22 protein-coding genes and 1 pseudogene are annotated in these 23,095 nt (G+C 67.4%); 15 read left to right on the top strand and 8 right to left on the bottom strand.

The features are described from left to right. Nucleotides 1-315: 315 nt before the first annotated feature. Entirely contained in the window at nucleotides 316-5,649 is a 5,334-nt protein-coding gene (locus tag EO139_RS04265) for a putative Ig domain-containing protein (protein ID WP_241235910.1), read from the bottom strand. A 156-nt stretch (nucleotides 5,650-5,805) separates the two neighbouring features. After that, nucleotides 5,806-6,519, bottom strand: a pseudogene (locus EO139_RS21630) (Calx-beta domain-containing protein); the annotation flags it as partial. 451 nt (nucleotides 6,520-6,970) lie between these two features. On the opposite strand from EO139_RS21630, the gene EO139_RS04260 reads away from it, so the two are divergent. The 4 genes from EO139_RS04260 (at nucleotide 6,971) to EO139_RS04245 (ending at nucleotide 9,273) form a co-directional block, all read left to right on the top strand. Beyond that, entirely contained in the window at nucleotides 6,971-7,516 is a 546-nt protein-coding gene (locus EO139_RS04260) for a tail fiber protein (protein WP_126969442.1), read from the top strand. 71 nt (nucleotides 7,517-7,587) lie between these two features. After that, on the top strand, nucleotides 7,588-8,115 hold the full coding sequence (locus EO139_RS04255) for a tail fiber protein (protein ID WP_115678192.1): 528 nt from the start codon (nucleotides 7,588-7,590) through the stop codon (nucleotides 8,113-8,115). Between the two features lie 57 nt (nucleotides 8,116-8,172). After that, nucleotides 8,173-8,709 carry a tail fiber protein gene (locus EO139_RS04250; RefSeq protein ID WP_126969440.1) on the top strand — a complete coding sequence of 179 codons (537 nt, stop codon included), beginning with the start codon at nucleotides 8,173-8,175 and terminating at the stop codon, nucleotides 8,707-8,709. A gap of 36 nt (nucleotides 8,710-8,745) precedes the next feature. After that, nucleotides 8,746-9,273, top strand: coding sequence for a GNAT family N-acetyltransferase (locus EO139_RS04245; RefSeq protein WP_119129957.1), 528 nt, complete (start codon nucleotides 8,746-8,748; stop codon nucleotides 9,271-9,273). Between the two features lie 6 nt (nucleotides 9,274-9,279). On the opposite strand, the gene EO139_RS04240 is transcribed toward EO139_RS04245, so the two are convergent. Beyond that, on the bottom strand, nucleotides 9,280-9,567 hold the full coding sequence (locus tag EO139_RS04240; RefSeq protein WP_104586190.1) for a hypothetical protein: 288 nt from the start codon (nucleotides 9,565-9,567) through the stop codon (nucleotides 9,280-9,282). A gap of 235 nt (nucleotides 9,568-9,802) precedes the next feature. Here EO139_RS04240 and EO139_RS04235 point away from each other — a divergent pair, with 235 nt between their 5' ends. Genes EO139_RS04235 through EO139_RS04210 form a run of 6 tightly spaced genes read left to right on the top strand, consistent with a single transcriptional unit; the run spans nucleotide 9,803 to nucleotide 13,908 of the window. Further along, a complete protein-coding gene (locus tag EO139_RS04235; protein WP_104535396.1) occupies nucleotides 9,803-10,597 on the top strand; it encodes an ATP-binding cassette domain-containing protein in 795 nt (264 codons plus the stop codon). Beyond that, complete coding sequence (locus EO139_RS04230; protein ID WP_104535395.1) at nucleotides 10,597-11,346, top strand: MlaE family lipid ABC transporter permease subunit; 750 nt, start codon at nucleotides 10,597-10,599, stop codon at nucleotides 11,344-11,346. Before EO139_RS04235 ends, EO139_RS04230 begins: the two co-directional genes overlap by 1 nt. An 11-nt stretch (nucleotides 11,347-11,357) precedes the next feature. Further along, on the top strand, nucleotides 11,358-11,891 hold the full coding sequence (gene mlaD, locus EO139_RS04225; RefSeq protein ID WP_126969438.1) for an outer membrane lipid asymmetry maintenance protein MlaD: 534 nt from the start codon (nucleotides 11,358-11,360) through the stop codon (nucleotides 11,889-11,891). After that, nucleotides 11,888-12,550 carry an ABC transporter substrate-binding protein gene (locus EO139_RS04220; RefSeq protein WP_104586194.1) on the top strand — a complete coding sequence of 221 codons (663 nt, stop codon included), beginning with the start codon at nucleotides 11,888-11,890 and terminating at the stop codon, nucleotides 12,548-12,550. The genes mlaD and EO139_RS04220 overlap by 4 nt, the downstream gene beginning before the upstream one ends. Continuing rightward, nucleotides 12,540-12,839 (top strand): STAS domain-containing protein, encoded by a 300-nt coding sequence (locus EO139_RS04215; RefSeq protein ID WP_126969436.1) that lies wholly within the window; start codon nucleotides 12,540-12,542, stop codon nucleotides 12,837-12,839. Before EO139_RS04220 ends, EO139_RS04215 begins: the two co-directional genes overlap by 11 nt. 10 nt (nucleotides 12,840-12,849) lie before the next feature. Then, nucleotides 12,850-13,908: a VacJ family lipoprotein gene (locus EO139_RS04210; protein ID WP_126943799.1), complete on the top strand. Its 1,059-nt coding sequence runs from the start codon at nucleotides 12,850-12,852 to the stop codon at nucleotides 13,906-13,908. A 163-nt stretch (nucleotides 13,909-14,071) separates the two neighbouring features. Here EO139_RS04210 and EO139_RS04205 read toward each other — a convergent pair whose 3' ends face one another. The 5 genes from EO139_RS04205 to EO139_RS04185 all read right to left on the bottom strand — a co-directional run bounded on the left by EO139_RS04205 (nucleotide 14,072) and on the right by EO139_RS04185 (nucleotide 18,680). Further along, complete coding sequence (locus tag EO139_RS04205) at nucleotides 14,072-14,491, bottom strand: lysozyme inhibitor LprI family protein (RefSeq protein ID WP_126969434.1); 420 nt, start codon at nucleotides 14,489-14,491, stop codon at nucleotides 14,072-14,074. Nucleotides 14,492-14,616: 125 nt separating this feature from the next. Continuing rightward, entirely contained in the window at nucleotides 14,617-15,168 is a 552-nt protein-coding gene (locus EO139_RS04200; RefSeq protein ID WP_126969432.1) for a glutathione peroxidase, read from the bottom strand. Nucleotides 15,169-15,321: 153 nt separating this feature from the next. Then, on the bottom strand, nucleotides 15,322-15,726 hold the full coding sequence (locus EO139_RS04195) for a hypothetical protein (RefSeq protein WP_180497057.1): 405 nt from the start codon (nucleotides 15,724-15,726) through the stop codon (nucleotides 15,322-15,324). Between the two features lie 181 nt (nucleotides 15,727-15,907). Beyond that, nucleotides 15,908-17,491, bottom strand: a complete 1,584-nt coding sequence (gene rmuC / locus EO139_RS04190) for a DNA recombination protein RmuC (protein ID WP_126969430.1) — start codon at nucleotides 17,489-17,491, stop codon at nucleotides 15,908-15,910. Nucleotides 17,492-17,672: 181 nt separating this feature from the next. Further along, nucleotides 17,673-18,680: a zinc-binding alcohol dehydrogenase family protein gene (locus tag EO139_RS04185; RefSeq protein WP_119132646.1), complete on the bottom strand. Its 1,008-nt coding sequence runs from the start codon at nucleotides 18,678-18,680 to the stop codon at nucleotides 17,673-17,675. Between the two features lie 96 nt (nucleotides 18,681-18,776). Between EO139_RS04185 and EO139_RS04180 the strand changes: the two genes are divergently transcribed. The 5 genes from EO139_RS04180 (at nucleotide 18,777) to EO139_RS04160 (ending at nucleotide 23,033) form a co-directional block, all read left to right on the top strand. After that, nucleotides 18,777-19,700, top strand: coding sequence for a LysR family transcriptional regulator (locus EO139_RS04180; RefSeq protein WP_126969428.1), 924 nt, complete (start codon nucleotides 18,777-18,779; stop codon nucleotides 19,698-19,700). A 135-nt stretch (nucleotides 19,701-19,835) separates the two neighbouring features. Beyond that, nucleotides 19,836-20,066, top strand: a complete 231-nt coding sequence (locus EO139_RS04175; protein ID WP_104585887.1) for a hypothetical protein — start codon at nucleotides 19,836-19,838, stop codon at nucleotides 20,064-20,066. Between the two features lie 200 nt (nucleotides 20,067-20,266). Continuing rightward, nucleotides 20,267-20,887 (top strand): glutathione S-transferase, encoded by a 621-nt coding sequence (locus tag EO139_RS04170; RefSeq protein ID WP_126969426.1) that lies wholly within the window; start codon nucleotides 20,267-20,269, stop codon nucleotides 20,885-20,887. Nucleotides 20,888-21,022: 135 nt separating this feature from the next. After that, nucleotides 21,023-21,403 carry a hypothetical protein gene (locus tag EO139_RS04165; RefSeq protein WP_104585894.1) on the top strand — a complete coding sequence of 127 codons (381 nt, stop codon included), beginning with the start codon at nucleotides 21,023-21,025 and terminating at the stop codon, nucleotides 21,401-21,403. A 214-nt stretch (nucleotides 21,404-21,617) separates the two neighbouring features. Then, nucleotides 21,618-23,033, top strand: coding sequence for an amino acid permease (locus tag EO139_RS04160; protein ID WP_119129964.1), 1,416 nt, complete (start codon nucleotides 21,618-21,620; stop codon nucleotides 23,031-23,033). Nucleotides 23,034-23,095: the final 62 nt, after the last annotated feature.

The following is a 23,095-nucleotide window of genomic DNA, read 5'->3' as shown; positions in this document are numbered from 1 at the left end:
TCGGTGCCGATGCCCAGGGCTGTCCTGTGACATGGGCAACTGCTCAGCCGCGCGTGGCGATCGACTGCCGACACGCGGCAGACCCGACCAAACCTGGCACCGGCAGGAAAGCAGACAGGCGGACCAGGCTGCACGCTGGCTTCGATGCACTGCGGCCGATGCGCGTGGCGGTCTGTCTACAACCCACCGTCGACCAATGCGCAGCGCAGCACCAGCGCCGCCATGCAACACATACCGCCGGCGGCATCACAAACGCGATGGGCCGGGGTAGTCGCCCGGCCCATCGCGTTGCTCAGTGCATGACGCTGGAGACGATCAGTATTTCTTTTCCAGATTGATCATCCAGGTCTGATCGTCGTTGCTGTCGCCGTCGGTGATGCCGCGGTATTCCAGCCGCGTCGACAGGCCCTGCTCGGTCAGCAGCGCCGCACCGATGCCGACCATCAGGCGGTTGCGGTCGAACGCACTCTGCCCGGCACGATAGAACGGCCCGCCGTTCAGGTCGGCATAGCTCAGCGTGGCATCGCCGCGGCCCTGGAAGTCGCGCTGGTATTCCACGCGCAACTGCGGGGTCAGCCGGCCCCAGGCCACTTCGCGGCGCCATTCCAGGCGCAGGCCCAGGTTGCCGGTGGTGGTGGCCACGTCCATGTCGTCATAGCGCAGCGCGAACGGCGCCACGCCGTCTTCGACATAGCCATCCAACGTGGCGCGGGCCACATCCACACGTGCATACGGGGTGATCTGCAGTTCGCCGCGCTGCAGGTCCGCACCGGTGGAGACCGACGCAATCCACTGCTTGCCGTCGCGGTTGCCCTCGGCCATCGAGCTATCGTCGGTGACGAAGCGGCGCAGGTCGTAGGACAGCAGCTGGTAGCCGACCAGGGTGTCGAAGAAGAACGCCTTGCCCGGATGGAAGCTGGCATACAGCGCCATGGTGTAGGCGGTGGCCTTGGAGTGGCTGCCGTTCCTGCCCACATCGCTGTCGTCGCGGCCCCAACCCAGGCCCGCACCGATCGCCAGCGACTGTGCCACCCGGTAATCGGCGCCCACGCTCAGGCCGTCGGTCTGGAAGTCCACCCCGTTGCTGTTGGACTGCTTGTCCAGGCTGCCCGAGCGGATTGCACCGCCCACCCACAGCCCCAGATCGCCCTGACCCTGCGCGGTGCTGTTGCCGCTGCTGGCCATTGCTGGCGCATCGCGGAAGTCGTTGTCGGCCTCCTGCGTGTCCGGGCTGCACGGCTGCGCACTGATGCCGCGGTCGGCCTGGCGGCAATGCGAGGTCGGCTGGAAGCTCACCGCGTTGCTGAAGGTGCTGCCGCCGCGGTGGGTGGCTTCCAGGCGGCGCTGGAAGTTGTCGATCTGCGCGCGCGCAAAGCGCCGGGTGGACTCGGACTGCGCATCGATCAGGCCACGCACTTCCGCATCCACGCTGGGGTCGCGGCGCGGCGCGATGGTGAACACCACGCTGGCCGGCACCGAGGTGGCGAACGCATTGGACAAGGTGAACTGCACCGTGGCCTGACCGACGAAGGCCGGGTTGGGGGTGAAGGTCAACATGAACGTGGGCGTCTCGGCCATCGCAGCCGCCGCCGGCGACGGGCCGGAGGCACGCGCAGCCGCCGCGGTGGCGGTGCCGCCAGTCCGGGTGATGGTGGCGGTACCGGCCGAGGCCGGCAGCACCGCGACCACGGCTGCAGCCACGAACGGCCCGCCGGTGGCATTGCGGGTCAGGTCGACCTGCTGCGCTTCGCCGGGCACGGCCGCGGCAGTCACCGACACCGCCACCGGACGTGCATTGACCGCGATGGTCACCGTGACCGGCGCCGACGTACCGCCGCTGCCGGTGACCGTGTAGCTCACCACATCGGTGCCGACGAAACCGGCGGCCGGCGTGTAGACCAGCTCCAGCCCGTTGACCACGGCGGTGCCGTTGGTCGGCGCGGTGGCAATGCCGATCGATGCGATGTTGCCGGTGTCGTTGGCGGTCACCGCCACCGTCACCGCAGCATCGCTCATGGTGGCCGCCACATCCGCCACCGCCACCGGCGCCGCATCGCTCACCGTGAAGCTGTAGGCCTGGGTGGCGCTGGCATTGCCGGCGTCGGCCACCGCGATGGTGAAGGACGAGGTGCCCTGCGTCGTCGGCGTGCCCGACAGCGTGCCGTCGCTGGCCAGCGTCAGGCCAGCCGGCAAGGTGCCGCTGGCGATGCTGTAGCGATAAGGCGCGACGCCACCGCTGGCCGTGAGCACTTGGGTGTACGCGCTGCCGCGCGTCGCCGGTGGCAGGGTGGGCTGCGCCAGCACCAGCGTCGCCGCCGCAATGGTGACCGTATAGCGCTGGCTGGCCTGGGCCGCCGGGCTGGGCGTGCTGTCGGTCGCGGTCAGGGTGAAGTTGAACGTGCCCGACGAGGTCGGCGTGCCGCTGAGACCACCGGTCGCCGCATCGAGGACGATACCGCTCGGCAGGGCGCCGGCTGTCAGTGCATAGCTGTAAGGCGCGATACCGCCGGTCGCGGGCGCGATGGTCGCGGCGTAGACCTGAGCGGCCGTGCCGGCCGGCAAGGTGCTTGCTGGCAGGACCAGGTTCGGGCCGTCCACCGTGAAGGTATACGCCTGGGTGGTGCTGGCATTGCCGGCGTCGGCCACCGCGATGGCGAACGAAAAGACGCCTTCAGCGGTCGGCGTGCCGGACAACGTGCCGTTGCCCGACAGGGTCAGACCGGCAGGCAAGCGGCCGTTGGCGACGCTGTAGGTATACGGCGCGACGCCGCCAGACGCCGTCAGCACCTGACTGTAGGGCCTGCCACGCACCGCTGGCGGCAGCGTGGGCTGGCCAGGCACCAGGGTGGCTGCTGCAATCGTCAGCGTGTAATTGCGGCTGGCCTGGGCCGCCGGGCTCGGCGTGCTGTCGCTGGCAGTCAGGGTGAAGGCGAAGTTGCCCGACAAGGTCGGCGTGCCGCTGAGCGCACCGGTCGCAGCATCCAGCACCACGCCGTTCGGCAACGTGCCGGCCGTCAGTGCGTAGCTGTAGGGCGCGGTGCCGCCGGTCGCCGGCGAGATGGTCGCCGCGTATGCCTGCCCGGCCGTGCCTGCCGGCAGGGTGCTGGCCGGCAACGCCAGGTTCGGGCCGGCCACCGTCAGCGCATAGGCCTGCGCAGCGGTGAAGGCGTTCGCATCGGTCGCCGTCACGGTGAAGTTGAAGCTGCCTTCCACTGTTGCGGTGCCGGACAGCGTGCCGTTGCTGGCCAGGGTCAGGCCAGCCGGCAGCGTGCCGCTTCCGAGGCTGTAGGTGTACGGAGCGGTGCCGCCGCTGGCGCTCAGCGTCTGGCTGTAGGCCGTGCCGCGGGTGGCGGCCGGCAGCGTGGTGGGCGCGACCACGATGACCGGTGCCGCGATGGTCAGCGTGTAGCTGCGGCTGGCCTGCGCCGCCGGGCTTGGCGTGCTGTCGGACACGGTCAGGGTGAAGGTGAACGTGCCTGCCACGGTCGGCGTGCCGCTGAGGCTGCCGGTGGCCGCGTCCACGACAACACCCGCCGGCAATGCGCCGCCAGTCAGTGCATAGCTGTAGGGCGCGGTGCCGCCAGTGGCGGGCGTGATCGCCGCGGTGTACGCCTGCCCGGCCGTGCCTGCCGGCAGGGTGCTGGCCGGCAACGCCAGGTTCGGGCCGGCCACCGTCAGCGCATAGGCCTGCGCAGCGGTGAAGGCGTTCGCATCGGTCGCCGTCACGGTGAAGTTGAAGCTGCCTTCCACTGTTGCGGTGCCGGACAGCGTGCCGTTGCTGGCCAGGGTCAGGCCAGCCGGCAGCGTGCCGCTTCCGAGGGTGTAGGTGTACGGCGCGGTGCCGCCACTGGCGCTCAGCGCCTGGCTGTAGGCCGTGCCGCGGGTGGCGGCGGGCAGCGTGGTGGGCGCGACCACGATCACCGGTGCCGCGATGGTCAGCGTGTAGCTGCGGCTGGCCTGCGCCGCCGGGCTTGGCGTGCTGTCGGACACGGTCAGGGTGAAGGTGAAGGTGCCTGCCACGGTCGGCGTGCCGCTGAGACTGCCGGTGGCCGCGTCCACGACAACACCCGCCGGTAGGACGCCGCCGGTCAGTGCATAGCTGTAGGGCGCGGTGCCGCCGCTGGCGGGCGTGATCGTCGCCGCGTACGCCTGCCCGGCCGTACCTGCGGGCAAGGTGCTGGCCGGCAGTACAACGTTCGGGCCGGCAACGGTCAGGCTGTAGGCTTGGTTGCCGGTGAAGCTCCCCGCATCGGTCGCGGTCACGGTGAAGTTGAAGCTGCCTTCCACCGTCGCGGTACCCGACAGTGTGCCGTTGCTGGCCAGGGTGAGGCCTGCCGGCAGCGTGCCGCTTGCTAGCGTGTAGGTGTACGGCGCGGTGCCGCCACTGGCGCTCAACGTCTGGCTGTAGGCCGTGCCGCGGGTGGCGGCCGGCAGCGTGGACGGCGCAACCACGATCGGCGGCGCGGCGATGGTCAGGGAGTAGCTCTGCGTTGCCTGCGATGGCGTGCCGCTGGTGCTGTCGGTGGCGGTCACGTTGAAGCTGAAGCTGCCCGCGGTGCCGGGCGTACCGGTCAGGGCGCCGCTGCTGCCATTGAGCGTGATGCCCGCCGGCAGGGCGCCGGCGGTAACGGCGTAGGTATACGGGGCAATGCCGCCGGTCGCCGGAGTGAGCGCGCTCGAATAGGCCTGGCCTGCAGTGCCGGCCGGCAGGTTGGTCGCCGGCAGGGTCACCGTCGCGCCGGCCACGGTCAGCGTGTAGGCGCGGTTGCCGCTGGTGGGGCTGCCGCCGCTATCGGTAGCGGTGGTGGTGAAGTTGAAGCTGCCGGTGGCGGTGGGTGTGCCGGACAGCACGCCGGTAGCGCTCAGGGTCAGCCCGGGCGGCAGCGCACCGGCCGTGACGGCGAAGGTGTACGGCGCGGTGCCGCCGCTGGCGCTCAGGTTCTGGCTGTAGGCGCTGCCGGCGGTGGCTGCCGGCAGCGTGGCCGGCCCGACAATCACCACCACATCGTCGTTGAGGATGGTGCCGGTGCCGGTGGCGCGCGCGATGCTGGCGTTGCTGGCACCGGACAGGCCGACGCTGAAGGTCTCGCTGGCCTCGACCGCGGTGTCGCCATTGACGGTGATCGCCACGCCCTGCGCAGTGGTACCCGGCGGAAATGTCAGCGTGCCCGACCGCGCGACGTAGTCGCTCCCTGCGGTGGCGGTGCCGTTGGCGGTGGCGTAATTGACCGATACGGTCTGGCCGCTGGCCGCGCTCAGGCTCACCGTGAACGTGGCCGTGGCGGTGCCGCTATTGCCTTCGTTCACGCTGATATCGTCGATCGACAGCGACGGCACCGCATCGTCGTTGACGATGGTGCCCAGGCCCTGCGCATCGGCCACTGTCGCGCCGGTGACGTTGCTGACGTTGACGAAGAAGGTCTCGTCGGGCTCGCTGAGCGAGTCGCCGTTGACCTGCACGGTGAAGGTGGCGCTGCTGCTGCCGGCGGGGATGGTCTGCCCGGCCAGGCTGGAGGCGACGTAGTCCACGCCGGCAGTGGCAGTGCCGTCGGCAGTGGAGATATCGAAGCTGACGCCGCCGGCGCCGGCCGGCTGGCTCAACGAGACAGTGAAGGTGGCATTGGTGGTGCCGGCGTTGCCTTCGCTCACGGACACGTCGTTGATCGACAGCGCCGGCTGGTCGTCGTTGAGGATGGTGCCGGTGGCGCTGTTGGGCGACCCCACGCTGTAGCCACTGCCCGCAGCCAGGCTGATCACCACCGTCTCGTCCGGTTCGATGGTGGCATCGGCGGTCGGATTGATGGTGATGGTGCCGGTGGTCTGGCCGGCGTTGATCACCAGCGGCGAACTCACGGCCGCGTAGTCGGTGCCTGAGGTCGCGCTGCCGCCGACGCTGAAGGCGACCGATACAGCGCTCTGCGCGGCCTGGTCGAGCGAGACGGTGTAGATCAGGTTGGCCGTACCGTCCTCGGGCACGCTGGACGGAGACACCGTGATCGATGCGGCCGGAAAGTCGTCGTTGACGATGGTGGCGGTGGCGCTGGACGGACTGCCGATGCCATAGCCGCTACCGCTGGCCACGCTGATCACCACCGTCTCGTCGGCCTCCACCGTGGTATCGGCGACCGGGGTGACGGAAAAGGTGGCCGTGGTGGCGTTGGCGGGCACCACGATGCTGCTCGGCGCACCCGTGTAATCGGTGCCGCTGGTGGCGGTGCCGCTGCGACTAAGGTTTACCGTGGTCGCCGAACTGCTGGTCTGGCTCAGCGTCACCGTGTAGGTGAACGCTGCACCGCTATTTTCGTTGCGGCTGGCCGGGCTCACCGCGATGCTGGCAGTGCGCGAGGGGTTGACGGTGATGTTGAAGACGATCTGGTTGTTGTCTTCGTCCAACAGATAGAACGAGTCCGATGTCGCACCATCGCCGTTATTGGTATAGGTCACCTGTTCGGTGCTGTCAGGATTCTGACCGGGAAGACTGTATGTGCCATGCGCCGGGGGCACGCCGGGATCGGTCATGCCGATATTGGAAGGGCCATCGCAGTCGCCGACTTCGAAGGACACCGAGCCACCCGAGTTGACGGTGGCGCTTTTCGGTGTCGGGCAGTAGGCAGCCAGGGCGACGTGAGAGGTCGCCAACAGCAACAGCGCCAGCATCCAACGCAGCAGCAGGCGCACGCCACCCGAGGCGGCGAAGGTCGTAGACATAAGTTTTCCCCGAAAAAGCACGCCACCCCAATGGCGTCGGCAGCGGTCCTGGTGCCTCGGATCAGCGCAACGCAATGCCTTAAGAGGCATGTGATTCAACTATAGCGCTATTTGAACTGGAACTGACTGCCAGTTAAAGAATGAAAAATTAATACTTCATCTCAATTAGGATCTTGGTGGCTTGTGGTATGCAATGTCGGCAGGTATGACTACGTCAGCCTCCGACAGTCGGTCGGCGGCGCACCTACGTAGGGAGAGCTACATGAGTGAGTTCTTCATCGGCCAGATCATGTTGACCGGTTTCGCATTCGCGCCGAAGTATTTTGCGCAGTGCAACGGGCAATTGCTGCCAGTCAATCAGAACCAGGCCCTGTTCAGTCTGCTCGGCACGCGCTTCGGCGGCGATGGCAGGACCACGTTCGGCTTGCCGGACATGCGTGGGCGCACCCCGCTAGGCTATGGGCCGTCGGCGGATCCGAACTGGCAGCCGCCTGCCGCTCCCATGGGCCAGGCGGCAGGCGCGGAGACGGTGACGCTGGTGGCAGACAACCTGCCCCCGCACAGCCACCTGATGGATTGCAGTAGCGCCAACGGCGACAACCGCACACCGACAGGCCGTCTGTTCGCGAACAACAACGTCGCCTCCGGGACTGCGCACGCGTTGTACGCCGCGCCTGGCGCGATGGTGCCGCTGTCCCAGTCCACGATCGCCAACAGCGGCGGCAGCCAGGCGCATCCGAACCTGCAGCCCTATACCGCAATCAATTTCTGCATCGCGCTGTCCGGCATCTTCCCTTCGCGCAGCTAGGCGCATCCGTATCCGGGGGCGCCGTCGTACGCAGCCTTGCGTACGACGCCCCATCGACCAGGAAGAATTTCATGGGTACTCCCTTCATCGGCGAAATCCGCATGTTCGGTTTTGGCCGCACTCCCCAGGGTTGGCAGGCATGCGACGGCTCGTTGCTGCAGATTTCCGAATACGAACCGTTGTACGTCCTGCTCGGCACTGTCTACGGTGGCAATGGCACCAGCACGTTCGGCGTGCCGGATCTGCGCGGCCGCCTGCCGATCCACCAGGGCCAGGGACCGGGCCTGAGCAACTACGTGCTCGCCCAGCACGCCGGCACCGAGACGGTGACGTTGACGGACCTGCAGATGCCGGCGCACACGCATACCGCTCAGGCCACCACCACCGCAGCGACGGCGACCGCACCGGCGGGGTTATTGCCGGCGGCGGTCAACGGCAGCACGTTCTACGTGAGCGATGCAACCGGTGGCACCACCTTGGCGATGTCCACGCAGAGCACCTCGTTCGCCGGCGGCAACCAGCCGCACGACAACCTCATGCCGACACTGACGGTGCAGTACTGCATCGCCACCACGGGCATCTTTCCGCAGCAGGCCTGATCCCCGCGCCGCGCCGGCAGGCCGCGGTATGCATCCGCTTCATCGGAGACTCTGTTCATGACCGAACCCTATATCGGCGAAATCCAGCTGTTCGGCTTCGACTACAACCCCTACGGCTGGGCGTTCTGCAATGGCGCCACACTGCCGATCACGCAGAACACCACGCTGTACTCCCTGCTCGGCGTGGCCTATGGCGGCAACGGTAACAGCACCTTCCAGTTACCGAACTTTTCCGCACGCGCCGGTTGCCAGCAGGGCGCGGGGCCGGGCCTGACCCCGCACTCGCTGGGTAGCAACTTCGGCTCCGCGTCGGAAAGCCTGCTCAGCACGCAGATCCCGATGCACCAGCATGGCGTCAACATACTCTCGCAGCCGGACGTGACCAAGAAGACGGGCACGCCAGCCAACGGTGTGGCGCTGTCGTCGCTGAACGTCAACACCGAGCGCCCGTTCCTGGCGGTCGCGCCGGACAAGCAATTCTCCCCGACCATGCTGTTGCCTACCGGCAGCGGACAGGCGCACGAGAACCGCCAGCCCTATCTGGCCGTGAACTTTTGCATCGCGCTGCAGGGCGACTATCCGGCGTTCGACTGAGCGCTGCCGTCATCCGGGCGCGTTGCAGAGGCGGCGATGAAGATGCAGTTCGTAACGAGCGCTACCGCTAATCGGGGCGCGGTGGATCTTGCCCTGCGCCCCGAGCAGCCAGCCGACATCGCGTGGCTGCAGGCGCTTTATGCCAGCACCCGCAGCGACGAGCTGGCACCGGTACCGTGGCCGGAGGCGAGCAAACGTGCCTTTCTTCAGCAGCAGTTTGCGCTGCAGCGCGCGCACTACCAGCAACATTTTGAAGGCGGCGACTTTCTGATCGTCCAGGCCAAGGATCTGCGTATCGGGCGCCTGTATCTGCACCGCGCTGCCGCGCAACATACGCTGGTGGATATCAGCCTGATGCCGGACTGGCGCGGCCAGGGCATCGGCTCGCAACTGCTCGCCTACGCGCAGGCGGTGGCGCGCGAGGCGGGATGCGGATTGTCATTGCACGTGCTGCACGCAAACCCCGCCGCGCAACGACTGTATATCCGCCACGGTTTCGTCGCGGGTATGAGCAACCAGACGCATCTGCAGATGCACTGGCATTTTCCCGAGCACCGCGGTTGAACGCACTCAGTTGAAAACGGCCTGATACAGAAACCCGTCGCGCTCGCGCGCCACCGGCACCAGGAACACGCCGATCTCGCCCAGCCGCGTGTGTCGCAGCTGATAGGTCTGCTGCGGAAACAGGAACGCCGAGCTGTTGCGGAACAGCAGCGAGAAGGGCGCCCGGTGGACGGCATGCGTGGTGGGCAGCGGCCGCGCCTCGACCAGCACGAATGGCACCTCGCCTTCGTTCAATGCGGCAGAGAACGTTTCATTGACGCTGCCTGCAAAGTGCTCCAGGGTCAGTAGATCCATTACGTACTCGTGGTCGGCCGGAACTCCGATCATCCACCTAGGGCATACCTGCCACAACACCCCTGCGCTCGCAGACTGCGTTGGGTCATGCATGAGACGGCTTGTTGCATGCATGCCGGCTGCAACGCGTCCGCTGCGATGCAGACGTCATGCGATAATACTGGACGCACCGGTTCGGTTATGTTCAGCCGTGTGACGGCTACTCTATCGCGTTGGAATTCTGTTAAAGGCTTCGATGACGGCGTCCGCATCCCCTGTCGTGCAGTTGTCCGGTGTCCGCATCGATCGCGGCGGTCGCACGATCCTGCGCGACGTCTCGCTTGAGGTGCCACGCGGCAGCATCACTGCCGTGCTCGGTCCGTCCGGCAGCGGCAAATCCACCTTGCTGGCCGCGCTGACCGGCGAGCTGCGTCCGGTCGCCGGCACGGTCACCCTGTTCGGCAACGCGATCCCGCATGGCAACCGTGCACTGCTGGAGATGCGTCGCAATGTCGGCGTGCTGCTGCAGGGCAATGGCCTGCTGACCGACCTGAGCGTGGCCGACAACGTCGCGCTGCCGCTGCGTACGCATACGCGCCTGCCGGCGCCGGTGCTGCAGCGCCTGGTGCAGATGAAGCTGCATGCGGTGGGCCTGCTGGCCGCCGCCGATGCCTGGCCGCGCGAATTGTCCGGCGGCATGGCGCGGCGTGTGGCGCTGGCGCGCGCGCTGGCCCTGGACCCGCCGCTGATGATCTACGACGAACCGCTGACCGGGCTGGACCCGATCGCCTCGGGCGTGATCATGAGCCTGATCCAGCGCCTCAACGACAGCCTCGGCCTGACCAGCATCATCGTCAGCCACCACGTGCACGAAACCCTGCCGATCAGCGACCAGGCCGTGGTCATCGCCAATGGCGGCATCGTGTTCGCCGGCACGCCGGAGCAGCTGCAGGACAGTACCGATCCGCTGGTGCAGCAGTTCCTGCATGGCCAGCCGGATGGGCCGATCGCCTTCGATGCGGCGCCGCGGCGCGACCGGAGTGCCGCCTGATGGCCATGGTCGAGTCGATCCGCGCCTTCGGCCGCGCCGGGCTGTTTTCGCTGACCGTGCTGCGCGGCTCGGTGCCCACGCGCGATTTCATCGCCGAGCTGGTGCGCGAGATCTACAAGGTCGGCGCGCGGTCGCTGCCGATCATCGCCGTCGGCGGCGCCTTCGTCGGCCTGGTGCTGACCCTGCAGGGCTACCGCACGCTGACCACCTACGGTGCGTCGGATGCGCTGTCCACGCTGCTGGGGCTGTCGCTGTACCGCGAGCTGGCACCGGTGCTGACCGCGCTGCTGTTCATCGGCCGCGCCGGCAGCTCGATCGCGGCCGAGCTGGGCCTGATGCGCGCCACCGACCAGATCAAGGCGCTGGAGCTGATGGCCATCGATCCGGTCGCCAAGGCGGTGGCACCGCGCTTCTGGGCGGCGGTGCTGACGGTGCCGTTGCTGACCGGCGTGTTCTGTTCGCTGGCCATCACCGGCGGCTATTTCGAAGCCGTGCACGTGCTGGGCATCGACAACGGCACATTCTGGTCGGGGTTGAGCAACAGCGTGGACTTCTGGGACGACTTTGGCGTGGCCATGCTCAAGTCGGCGATCTTCGGCGGCACCGCCGCATTGGTCGCCGCCTACGTGGGCTTCCACGCCGAACCGACCATCGAAGGCACCTCGATCGCCACCACCCGCGCGGTGGTGAACGCCTCGCTGCTGGTGCTGATGTTCAACTTCGTCCTTTCTGCAATGTTGTTTAGGTGAGTGGAATAACTATGGCCATGCGTGGACCACGACTCGAATTCGCCGTCGGCGCCTTTTTGCTGCTGACCCTGGCCTCGCTGCTGGTGCTGGCGGTGGCCTCGACCAACCAGCGCTGGGGCTTCGGCTCCAGCCAGTACACGCTGACCGCGCGCTTCAGCCAGATCGGCCAGCTGCGTGCGCAGGCACCGGTGAAGATCGGCGGGGTGACCATCGGCAAGGTGTCCGACATCAGCCTGGATCCGACCAGGTTCGACTCGGTGGTGACCCTGTCGCTGGACAACAAGTACAAGGATCTGCCGGCCGACACCTCGGCCGGCATCTTCACCAGCGGCCTGCTGGGCGAGAGTTATATCGGGCTGCAGCCGGGCGGCGACCCGGAAGTGCTCAAGCCGGGCGAAGAAATCGGCTTCACCCAGCCGGCGGTGGATCTGCTGCAGCTGGTCGGCAAGTACATGTTCAGTGGCGGCGGTGATAAATCCGCCGCAGAGGGTCAGGCTGCCCCGCCTGCCCAGCCCGCTTCTCCCTCTACGGAACCGCACCAATGAAAACCACACTGCTCTCCGCTGTCCTGGCCTCGACCCTGCTGGTGTGCGCACCGGCCACCGTGCTGGCGCAGCCGGCTGCCGCCAGCGCGCCTGCGCAGGGCGCGGCCACCAAGACCGTCATCGACAGCAGCACCCGCATCCTGAGCACGCTGGACCAGCGGCGCGCCGAGTTCCGCAGCAACCCGGCCGCGCTGCGCCAGTACATCAATGGCGAATTGAACAAGGCCTTCGACCGCGACTACTCGGCCCGCCTGGTGCTGGGCGTCAACGGCCGTGGTGCCTCCGATGCGGACGTCAAGCTGTTTGCCGATGCGCTGGCCGACAACCTGATGCAGCGTTACGGCACCGCGTTGCTCAACTTCGAAGGCAAGCCGACCTTCCGCGCCAAGTCCGAGAGCGCGCTGCCGGGCAACCGCGGCGTCAAGGTGTCCACCGACCTGCTGCGCGCCGGCAACGACCCGACCCCGGTCGATTACATGATGCGTAACGTCGGCGGCCAGTGGAAGATCTTCGATGTGATGATCGAAGGCATCTCCTACGTGCAGACCTTCAAGACCCAGTTCGACGCCCCGCTGCGCGAAAAGGGCATTGCCAAGGTCGCCGCAGAGCTGCGTAGCGGCAATCTGCAGGTCGGTCCGGCACCGGCCAATGGCAAGTAACGGTTCCGTGCAACGCAATGGCCAGACGCTGGCACTGACCGGCGTGCTCGACCGCGACGCGGTCACGGCGGCCTGGCCGCAGGCGATTGCGCAACTGGACGGCATTCGCACGCTGGACCTGTCGGGTGTACAACGCCTGGACAGTGCCGGCGTTGCAATGCTGGCCGAGCTGGCGGCGCGGCTGCGCGCCACCGGTGCCGGTCCCGTCACGGTGGTGGGTGAGGCGTCCGGTCTGGACGAATTGCGCGCCGCCTACCGTTTGTCCCCTACTTTCGATTTCCAGGCCTGAGCGCCACCCCATGACCCAGCTTCGCCCCCTTTCCCTGTTGGCCGCCTGCCTGCTGCTTGGTGCCTGCGCCAGCCACGCTCCGAAATCCGCGCCGCTTGCGTCCGCGGCCGAGACCGCCCCGGACGCGACCCCGGCGCCGGTACGCGACGACGACGCTGTGACGGCGCAGCCGGCCACTGCCGGCTTTGCCGCCCCGGACGCCCTGCCGGCCACCGCCGCAGCCCCGGCCGACCAGACCGGCGCCGATGCCAGCGCCGGGACCGCAGGTGCCGCCACCTCGGCCGAGGACGACTACGCTGCGCTCTACGGCCCCACCACCCCGCAGGCCGGCGCCAACGGTGCACCGGGCCAGCCCGGTGATGCGCCACCCTACGATCCGTGGGAGCGCTACAACCGCGGCATGCACCGCTTCAACCTGGCCGTGGACCGGGGCGTGGCGCGTCCGTTGGCCACCGGCTATACCAAGGTGGTGCCGCGTCCGGCACGCCTGGGCGTGACCAACTTCTTCGACAACCTCGGCACGCCGCTGACCATGGTCAACCAGCTGCTGCAGGGCCACCCGGTGTATGCGATGCAGTCGCTGGGCCGCTTCGTGATGAATTCCACGCTGGGCGTGGCCGGTCTGTTCGATCCGGCCTCCGCAGCCGGCATTCCGCGCCGCAGCGAGGACTTCGGTCAGACCCTGGGTGTGTGGGGCTGGCGCAATTCGCGCTACTTCGAGTTGCCGCTGTTCGGCCCACGCACGGTGCGCGACACCTTCGGCCTGGGCGGCGACATTCCGCTCTCGCCGTTGCGCCAGGTCGACGACAGCGGCGCGCGCTTCGCCCTGCAGGGCCTGCAGCTGGTGGATACGCGCGCGCAGCTGATGTCGCTGGATTCGCTGCGCGACCAGGCACCGGACGAATACGCACTGACCCGCGATGCATGGATGCAGCGCCGCAACTACCAGATCGTGCGCGACCTGCGCAGCCATCGCCAGAAGGACAACGAGTTGCCCGACTACCTGCGCGAGGACAAGGACAGCACCGTGCCGGTGGATGCAATGCCGATACCGCAGTGGATTCGTTGATCGATCTAGCGCGCGGTTTGGCGTAACTATGAAAGCCCGGGAGCGATCCCGGGCTTTTTATTTTCCGCCACCAGCATGCGAAGTGGCACCAAGGACTAGGCTGCCTAGGCGCAGGCTTGCCTCGGGCAATCCAGACCGAAGGATCAAAGGTGCAGTTGCCAGGTCACTTGCCGGCGCGCAACTCCGGTTCGGGCCTGATCGACGGCGTGCGGTCGATATAGGTGAGATAGTGCTTCCATAGATCGTGCGCGCGCTGATCGTTGAGGTCGACGATGCAGCTCGCTACCTTGGCCGGCAGGACTGTCGCATCGCGCCAGCGCGTTTGCACATTGCCGCACTGAAGATCCCGGTACGTCCTCCACGCCGTCTGTGCGTTGTCGAAAGCGTCGGCGGCAATACCCAATGTGGAAACGGCCCGGTCGCGCGCGGTCGCCAGATAATCATCCAGACGTGCCTGCGCGATGCCGACTTGCTCGTTCCAGCAAGCGTTACTTTCCGGGGTTGTCTGCAGGTCGCGGCAAAGCTCCGCAGCGTGTAACGACGAACTGCCAGGCAGCATCAGGAGGACAAAGAGCAGACGCATCGACAGGGTCCTTGTTGAGTCACCTTCGCGATGCGTGCACCGACACGGTGGATGCAGCTTGCTGCGTCAGGCCACGCGTGCCACTGGCGCGCACGCGTGGCGTCTCGTCCTGGTGGAGAGGAGCTTCAGGCAGCCGCTGCCAACGCTGCATCCACCGCCGCACGCAGGCGCGCATCGTCTGCCGGCACGTCGGGGGCGAAGCGGTCGATGACCTGGCCGTCGCGGCCGATCAGGAATTTTTCGAAGTTCCACAGCACGCCCGGTGCGGGGTTGGGTGCGATGCCGTAGCCGGCCAGTTTCTCGCGCATCGGGCCATCGCCGGTGGCCTGCGGCTGTGCGCTGGTCAACTGCCGATACAACGGATGGATCTCGGCACCGGTGACGGCGATCTTGGAGAACATCGGAAAGGTCACGTCGTAGGTGAGCTGGCAGAACTGCGCGATCTCCGCCTCGCTGCCGGGCTCCTGCCCCTTGAAGTCGTTGGCCGGAAAGCCCAGCACTTCCAGCCCCTGTGCCTGCTTGTCGCGATACAGCGCTTCCAGGCTCTCGTACTGCGGGGTCAGTCCGCACTTGGAGGCGACGTTGACCACCAGCAGCACCTTGCCGCGATAGTCGGCCAGCGTGGCGGGCTCACCGTCGATGCGGGCAACCGGGATGTCGTAAAGCGTCTGGCTCATCGATACGTCCTGGACAGGTAGAGCCGAGAGCATAAACCGCCACGATGGCGCGAGCGAGACGGCTGACTCATGGCGCTTGCAGTGATCTCCAGCGACGCGCACGGACCAAGCGGCTGATCGACCCGTGCAGGCGCTTCACCACGTTCGCTGACGTCAATCGATGCACAACGCGGCCTGGCCCATGCCGCCGATCACTTCCTGGCGGCAACCGAAGCGGTCGCTGTCGCGCTGGCAGGTGCCGGATGTCGCGGTGCCGGTCGGCACGATGCTGGTGGCCAGGCAATCACCGCTGCAGTCGGAACTGTCGCTGCAGGTCTTGCCGGCATCGGCATACGGCACCACGCAACGCACCGTCTGCATGCGGCCGACCGGGCGCAGTTGCCCGCCCTTAGCCGTGCATTCGGCAGCGTCGGCGGAACCGGCGTGCGGTGGCTGCGGCGTACCCGCCGCAGCGCCCGGCCTGGTCGCCGGAGGCGTGCTGCATGCGGTCAGCAGCAGCGCGCAGACCACTGCATGGATCCATCGGGTTGCCATGTTGACACTCTCGTCTTGCATCAGGTGGCTGCAAGCATCGCGGTGGCGATGTCTGCGTGGCGTGCTCGCTATCGGCAAGAAGCCATGCCGGAGACCTGTGTTTTGTAGGAGCGGCCCTGGCCGCGATGGGGCGTTATCGGTAATGCCTGGTCGCGCCCGGGTGCGCTCCTACGTTGTGGCTTGTTGGGTCGCCTTGGGCGGCGGATCATTCCTGCTCGGCGTTGCTGTCGTCGTCGCTGCTGCTGGCGGTGTCGTCGCTGCCGGCATCGTCCAGCAGCGCCTGGGAGTGTTCGCTGGCCAGGGTTTCCACGCCGCGCAGGCGGCGTTCGATGGTGCGGGTCTTGCGGCTGGCTTCGCCCAGGCTCTTGCCGACCGTGCTGATCTGCCGCTCGGCCTTTTCGAGGATGCCGGCGAACTTGCCGAACTCGCTCTTCACCGCGCCCAGCACCTGCCAGACCTCGCTGGAGCGCTTTTCGATCGCCAGCGTGCGGAAGCCCATCTGCAGGCTGTTGAGCAGGGCGGTGAAGGTGGTCGGGCCTGCCAGCACCACGCGATGTTCGCGCTGCAGCAGGTCGACCAGGCCGGCGCGACGGATCACTTCGGCGTACAGGCCTTCGGTGGGCAGGAACATCACCGCGAAGTCGGTCGTCTGCGGCGGGCAGACGTACTTGTCGCTGATCGACTTGGCCTGGATGCGGATGGCGCGTTCCAGCTGCGCGGTCGATGCCTTGATCGCGTCGAGGTCGCCCTTTTCCTGCGCGTCGATCAGGCGTTCGTAGTCCTCGCGCGGGAACTTGGCGTCGACCGGCAGCCACACCACCGTGTCGTCGCCACGCCCCGGCAGGCGGATCGCGAAATCCACCGCCTCGGCGCTGTCGGGCCTGACCCGCACGCTGCGCGCGTACTGCTCCATCGTCAGCGTCTGCTCGAGGATGTTCTCCAGCTGCACTTCGCCCCAGCCGCCGCGGTCCTTGACGTTGCTCAGCACGCGCTTGAGATCGCCCACGCCGGTGGCCAGCTGCTGCATTTCGCCCAGACCGCGCTGTACCTGCTCCAGGCGTTCGGAAACAAGCTTGAAGGAGGCATCCAGGCGCGTGTTGAGCGTGGTCTGCAGTTTTTCGTCAACGGTGGCGCGCATCAGTTCGAGCTTGCTGGCGTTGTCGTTCTGCAGGTTGGCCAGCTGTTGTTCCAGCGTGGCGCGCATTTCGCCGATGCGCAGTTCGTTGCGCTGGGTGAGTTCGGTCAGACGTTGGCCCAAGGCCTCGGTGAAGCGCTGCTGCGACTCGCCAGCCTCCTGCCGGCCCTTGCGGGCATCGTCGGCCAGCGCTTCGCGCAGGGCGGCCATATGGGTGTCGGTGCGTGCGATCAGCTCGGTCAGCTGCTGGCCGAACACCTGGATGCGGGTTTCCTGCTGCTGGCCGAAGCCGTCGAGCTGGGTGCGCAATTCGGTCAGCCGCAGGGTGAGCAGTTCGCCGGTGCGTTGTTGCGCCAGGGCGCTTTCTTCGCGCGCCTTGCGTGCGTCTTCGCCGAGTGCATCGCGCAACAGGTCCAGGCGCTGGTCGGTGCGCGTGGACAGTTCGGTGAGATTGCGTGCGAAGGTTTCCAGGCGGCCGTCCTGCTGCCGCGCCAGGCCTTCGAGCTGCTCGCGCAATTCGCCGCGGCCGTCGCGTTGCTCGGCACGCAGCGCCAGCTCCAGGCCGCTGGTGGAAGGACGTCGCAGCAGCGCGATCAGCTGCAACACGAGGACTACGACAAGCAGTCCGAGAAGGATCAGGGATTGGGATGACATGCGCGCAGTGTAGCCGGGCCGGTCGCAGGGGCTGCGCCAATGCGATGCCGGTTGGGCGACCGGTGCTCAGGGCGCAGGCGCCTGGGACGGTGCGCCTGCGGCAATGCGCATCAAGCGACTCCGACGCGGCTGACGGCGTGGCGAGCCGGGCCGGAGCTGCGCAGTCGCAACGTCGCCGCGGTCAGAACCCCTCCAGCACCAGCTTGCCGCGGGTGCGATGCGATTCCAGCGCGGCGTGGGCGCGGCGCAGGTTGTCGACGGTGATGCGGCCGTAGTGCTCGCCCAGCGTGCTGCGCAGCGTGCCGCTGTCCACCAGCGCGGCGACGCGGTTGAGCAGGTGGTGCTGGGCAATCATGTCGTCGGTGTCGAACAGCGAGCGGGTGAACATGAATTCCCAGTGCAGCGACGCGCTCTTGCGCTTGAGCGGCAGCACATCGAGCGTGGCCGGATCGTCGATCAGGGCCAGCTGGCCCTGCGGTGCGAGCACCTCGACCAGCTGGGCGAAGTGCTGGTCGGTATGGGTCAGGCTGGCGACATGCTCGACCTGGGCAATGCCGATGCGCTGCAGGCTCTCGCTCAGCGGCTGGGTGTGGTCGATGACATGGTGGGCACCGAGCGCATACACCCAGTCCTGCGTCTGCGGGCGCGAGGCGGTGCCGATCACGGTCAGCTTGGTCAACGTGCGCGCCAGCTGCACCAGGATCGAGCCGACGCCCCCGGCGGCGCCGACCACCAGCAGGGTCTGGCCCTGCCCGCCGTCTTCGGCGATGCGCAGGCGGTCGAACAGCAGCTCCCAGGCGGTGATCGCGGTCAGCGGCAACGCGGCGGCCGAGGCGTCATCGAGCGTGGCCGGCTTGCGCCCGACCAGGCGTTCGTCCACCAGGTGGTATTCGGCATTGGTGCCCGGGCGGTTCAAGGTGCCGGCGTAGTACACCGCATCGCCGGGCTGGAACAGGCTGACCGCGCTGCCCACCGCATCGACCACGCCGCTGGCATCCCAGCCGAGCACGCGCGGTGCGTCGACCGCGGCGTTGGCGCGCACCTTGGTGTCGACCGGATTGACCGAGATGGCATGGATACGCACGCGCAGGTCGCGCGGGCCGGGCTCGGGCAGCGGCAGGTCGAGCGCGACCAGCGCGCGCGCGTCGTCGATGGGCAGACCGTGCTGGGGATAGGCGATGGCTTTCATGGCGGGCGTCCTGCGGGGAGGGAACTGCATGGTCGGCCGCCGGCATTGCGAGAAAAACCGGCAAACTGCGCAAGCACTTTCACAGCTGGAGTGAAGATGGTCCGCTTCGACGACTTGGCGCTGTTCGTGCGCACGGCGGCACTGGGCAGTTTTTCCAATGCCGCGCGCGAGGCCGACCTGCTGCCCGGCCAGGTCAGCGCGGCAGTGGCGCGGCTGGAGCGGGCCCTGGACCTGCGCCTGTTTGCGCGCTCCACGCGCAGCCTGCGGCTGACTGCCGAGGGAGAGCAGTACCTGCCCTACGCACGCCAGGTGCTGGAGCTGCTGCGCGATGGGCGCGAGCAGGTGCGCGGGCACGACACCGAACTGCAGGGCGTACTGCAGGTAACCGCCCCGTCGGACCTGGGCCGCAATGTGCTGCTGCCGTGGCTGACCGAGTTCCGCGCCGCGCATCCGCGCCTGCGCCTGCGCCTGCATCTGTCCGACCAGGTGGCGGACCTGTACCGCGCGCCGGTGGATGTGGCGTTCCGGCTGGGGCGTATCGACGATGCGGAGCATGTGGCGCTACCCCTGGCGCCGCGCAACCGGCGGGTGCTGGTCGCCGCGCCGTCCTATCTGCAACGACACGGGCAACCGGCCACCCTGGATGCGCTGCGCGAGCACGCCTGCCTGCTGTATCTGCTGGCCGGGCGCGCCTACGACCGCTGGCAGTTCGAGCTGGAGGGCCGCCGCCACATCGTGCCGGTGCGTGGCGCGATGCTGTGCGACGACGCCGATATCGTGCGGCGCTGGGCAGTGGCAGGCGAAGGCATCGCCTATAAATCCTGGCTGGATGTCTGCACCGACGTGCAGGCCGGGCGTTTGCAGGTGCTGTTCCCGGAGTGCGGCGACCGCTTGCCTCTGCACCTGGTGTGCCCGCATCGCAAGCAGTTTTCGCCGGCGGTGCGGCAGCTGCACGCGCTGTTTGCGCAACGCTGCCAGGCGATGACGGCGCTGTACCCGCTGGCGTCTGCTGCGCGTTGACCTGCTGCGCCGGAACAGGGGCGCGATGGATGCACGCGCGCCGCGGCAAGGTCTGCGCGACTGCCGCGCGCGTTGAGGTGCCCGTCACTGCGCAGCTTCTAGCCTGCCTGCATGACAGCCCGCCGCTTCCCGCCGATGCAGTGCTACGGCAATCGCCAGGGCCACTCCGGAGTGGTGGCCTATGCGGTGGCAGACGATGCAATCGCGGTGCGCTTTCGCAGTGGCGAGACCTATGTGTACACCGCCGCCAGTGCCGGCGCCGACGTGGTCGCGACCATGCAGCGCCTGGCCAAGGCAGGGCGCGGCTTGAGCACCTATATCAGCCAGAGCGTGCGCGACGCTTACGCGGGCAAGCTGACGGTGTAGGCGCGCGGCGACAGAGCAGGTTGCACGCATCGATCTGTATGGCTGCACGAACATACCCATGCCCATTGCAGCATCCGCTCCGTTGTACGCAGACGCGGCAGCCGTGCTGCTGCAATGATGCATCGACGCACGCGCAAGACGCAGAGCAGTCACTGGCGCAGTCGTCTGCGCGCACTCACCACCTCCACCCCCGGGCACATATGCTGGACATCTACGGAAAGCCGACATCGATCAACGTGCGCAAGGTGCTGTGGCTGTGCGAGGAACTGGCGCTGGACTACACGCTGCACGCGTATGGCAGCGGGTTTGCATCGGTGGATACGGAGGTCTTTCGCGCGCTCAACCCCAACGTACTGGTGCCGGTGATCCGCGATGGCGATCTGGTGCTGTGGGAGTCGAACACGATCTGCCGGTATCTGGCCGCGCGTGCAGGGCGCGCCGACCTGTTGCCGACGGCGCCCGCTGCCCGTGCGCTGGTCGAGCAATGGATGGATTGGCAGGCCACCGAACTCAACAACGCCTGGCGTTACGCGTTCATGGCCAGCGTGCGCGGCAGCGCGGCGCATGCCGATCCACAGGCGATTGCGGCGAGCGTGCGCGAGTGGAACCGGCACATGGCCATCCTCGAGACACAGCTGCAACGCGGCGGCCCGTTCGTGCTCGGAGCCGACTTCACCCTGGCCGATATCGTGTTGGGCTTATCCACGCAGCGCTGGCTTGCCAGCCCGATCGCGCGGCCGGCGTTGCCGGCGGTGGTGGCGTATCACGCCTGCCTGAAGACGCGTGCCGGCTTTCGACGTCATGGCTGCAATGCGCCGTAGACCAGGCGTGCAGCCGCTACGCAAAGCGAGCCAGACAGTGCGGCGATGCTGGATTTGCATGCGGATCGCATCGCATTGACCTCAACGTGACCTGCGCATCGCTAGGGTGAGGCTTCGTTCCTGCCAGGCCACCCGATGACCACCGCCACCAACCAAACCCGTCTGTTCGCGCTGGGCCTGTTCGTTTTTCTGGGCAGCTTTGCCGCGATCGTCTGGTACCTGATGCGGCCGTACGGCACGGCGTATTTCTTCCCGGTGCATTTTCTGATCGGCGCCGCGTTGCCGTTTTTGTTCTATGCCATTGGTGGAACACGGCTGTGGTTCTGGATCGGCATCGGAGTCACCGCACTGGTGCTGCTGTGGTTCAACTTCTGGGGCCACGACGCCAATGGCGCGGCGCCGCGGGTACTCGATTGGACCCATTTCGCTGCCGGTGCGGTCGGCCTGATCGGCGCGTGGGCGGTGCAGTTGGTCTATCGCAATGTGCGCCCACCGCATCGCCCGTCTGTGGAGTGAGCGGGAATTTGGGATTGGGGATTGGGGATTCGCAAAAGCGGGATCGCGGGTGGCGGTCGCTTGGCCGGGGACCGGCGGGTGCGGCCCGCGCCCGGCTGATGCGGTGGGCGCGCGGGCGCGGCCACGCTGGCGCCGACGCATGACCTTGGACCGATAGCTTTGCTGCGGCGCGTTGGGCGACACTCGCGCCTTCTTTTGTTCCCGCGAGGTCCGCATGTCGTCTTGGCTCAGGCGCAAATCCATCGATCAGGTCACCGTGCACGAGGCCGGCCGGCAGCTGGTCCGCAGCCTGAGTTGGCCGCATCTGGTCGCGCTGGGCATCGGCGCGATCGTCGGCACCGGCATCTACACCTTGATCGGCGTGGGCGCGGACAAGGCCGGCCCGGCGGTGCTGTTGTCGTTCGTGGCGGCCGGCATCGTGTGCGCCTGTGCGGCGCTGGCGTATGCGGAGATGGCCACGATGATGCCGGCTGCCGGCAGCGCCTACACCTACAGTTACACCGCGCTTGGCGAGAGCATCGCCTGGGTGGTGGGCTGGAGCCTGGTGCTGGAATACTCGCTGGTGGTGAGCACGGTGGCGGTGGGCTGGTCGGGCTATTTCGTCGGCTTCCTGCAGTGGTTGGGGGTCAACCTGCCGCATGCCCTGGTGGCCGGGCCGCATGCCGGCGGCATCGTCAACCTGCCGGCGGTGGTGATCACCTTCCTGGTCGCCGGCATGCTGATGGCCGGCACCAAGGAAAGCGCCACCCTCAACGCGGTGCTGGTGGTGCTGAAGATCGTGGCGCTGGGCGTGTTCGTGGCGATTGCGTTGCCGGCGTTCGACAGCGCCAACCTGCAGCCGTTCATGCCGTATGGCTTTCCCAAGACCGAAGGTGCCGATGGCGTGGAGCGCGGGGTGATGGCCGCGGCGGCGATCATCTTCTTCGCGTTCTATGGCTTCGATGCGATCTCCACCGCGGCCGAAGAGACCAAGAACCCGGGGCGCGATCTGTCGATCGGCATCGTCGGCTCGATGATCGGCTGCACGCTGATCTATGTGCTGGTGGCGTTGTCGGCGGTGGGCGCGATGAGCTTCACCGTGTTCGGCAAAAGCCCGGAGCCGTTGGCGCTGATCATGCGCGAACTCGGCCACGGCAAGGCGGCGCTGGTCATCGGTGCGGTGGCGATCATCGCGCTGCCGACGGTGTTGCTGGCGTTCCTGTATGGGCAGAGCCGCATCTTCTTCGTGATGTCGCGCGATGGCCTGTTGCCGCGTGGCCTGTCCAAGGTCAATGCCCGCACCGGCACGCCGGTGGCGATCACCCTGTTCACGGCGGTGCTGGTGGCGGCGTTGGCGGGCGTGGCACGCCTGGATGAAATTGCCGCATTGGCTAATGCCGGGACCCTGGCGGCGTTCACTGCGGTGGCGGCGTGCCTGCTGGTGCTGCGCGTGCGCGAGCCCACGCGTGCGCGCTCCTTCCGGACGCCGCTGGCATGGGTGGTGGGGCCGGTGGCGATCCTGGGCTGCCTGTATCTGTTCTGGAGTCTGCCAAGCACGACGCAGGGGTGGTTCCTGGCCTGGAACGCGCTGGGCGTGGTGGTGTATGTGGCCTATGGCCGGCGCAATAGCCGGTTGGCGAAGGTGGGATAGTTCCTTCTCCCAGCGGGAGTGTGCCCTTCTCCCAGCGGGAGAAGGGGCTCGCGGGGCGGATG

The organism is Xanthomonas sp. BRIP62411, assembly GCF_003993525.1.
In the GTDB taxonomy this organism is placed as follows: domain Bacteria; phylum Pseudomonadota; class Gammaproteobacteria; order Xanthomonadales; family Xanthomonadaceae; genus Xanthomonas; species Xanthomonas euroxanthea.
Note: the sequence above shows the minus strand (reverse complement) of the source record. Positions and strands in the feature narration are given on the sequence as shown.

Coding starts and splice junctions, on each gene's coding strand:
- EO139_RS04245 (WP_119129957.1), top strand. CDS start 8,746: ATGAAGATGCAGTTCGTAACGAGCGCTACCGCTAATCGGGGCGCGGTG.
- EO139_RS04215 (WP_126969436.1), top strand. CDS start 12,540: ATGGCAAGTAACGGTTCCGTGCAACGCAATGGCCAGACGCTGGCACTG.
- EO139_RS04175 (WP_104585887.1), top strand. CDS start 19,836: ATGCAGTGCTACGGCAATCGCCAGGGCCACTCCGGAGTGGTGGCCTAT.
- EO139_RS04250 (WP_126969440.1), top strand. CDS start 8,173: ATGACCGAACCCTATATCGGCGAAATCCAGCTGTTCGGCTTCGACTAC.
- EO139_RS04180 (WP_126969428.1), top strand. CDS start 18,777: ATGGTCCGCTTCGACGACTTGGCGCTGTTCGTGCGCACGGCGGCACTG.
- EO139_RS04210 (WP_126943799.1), top strand. CDS start 12,850: ATGACCCAGCTTCGCCCCCTTTCCCTGTTGGCCGCCTGCCTGCTGCTT.
- EO139_RS04220 (WP_104586194.1), top strand. CDS start 11,888: ATGAAAACCACACTGCTCTCCGCTGTCCTGGCCTCGACCCTGCTGGTG.
- EO139_RS04260 (WP_126969442.1), top strand. CDS start 6,971: ATGAGTGAGTTCTTCATCGGCCAGATCATGTTGACCGGTTTCGCATTC.
- EO139_RS04235 (WP_104535396.1), top strand. CDS start 9,803: ATGACGGCGTCCGCATCCCCTGTCGTGCAGTTGTCCGGTGTCCGCATC.
- EO139_RS04255 (WP_115678192.1), top strand. CDS start 7,588: ATGGGTACTCCCTTCATCGGCGAAATCCGCATGTTCGGTTTTGGCCGC.
- rmuC (WP_126969430.1), bottom strand. CDS start 17,491: ATGTCATCCCAATCCCTGATCCTTCTCGGACTGCTTGTCGTAGTCCTC.
- EO139_RS04200 (WP_126969432.1), bottom strand. CDS start 15,168: ATGAGCCAGACGCTTTACGACATCCCGGTTGCCCGCATCGACGGTGAG.
- EO139_RS04160 (WP_119129964.1), top strand. CDS start 21,618: ATGTCGTCTTGGCTCAGGCGCAAATCCATCGATCAGGTCACCGTGCAC.
- EO139_RS04205 (WP_126969434.1), bottom strand. CDS start 14,491: ATGCGTCTGCTCTTTGTCCTCCTGATGCTGCCTGGCAGTTCGTCGTTA.
- EO139_RS04165 (WP_104585894.1), top strand. CDS start 21,023: ATGACCACCGCCACCAACCAAACCCGTCTGTTCGCGCTGGGCCTGTTC.
- EO139_RS04230 (WP_104535395.1), top strand. CDS start 10,597: ATGGCCATGGTCGAGTCGATCCGCGCCTTCGGCCGCGCCGGGCTGTTT.
- mlaD (WP_126969438.1), top strand. CDS start 11,358: ATGGCCATGCGTGGACCACGACTCGAATTCGCCGTCGGCGCCTTTTTG.
- EO139_RS04185 (WP_119132646.1), bottom strand. CDS start 18,680: ATGAAAGCCATCGCCTATCCCCAGCACGGTCTGCCCATCGACGACGCG.
- EO139_RS04240 (WP_104586190.1), bottom strand. CDS start 9,567: ATGGATCTACTGACCCTGGAGCACTTTGCAGGCAGCGTCAATGAAACG.
- EO139_RS04170 (WP_126969426.1), top strand. CDS start 20,267: ATGCTGGACATCTACGGAAAGCCGACATCGATCAACGTGCGCAAGGTG.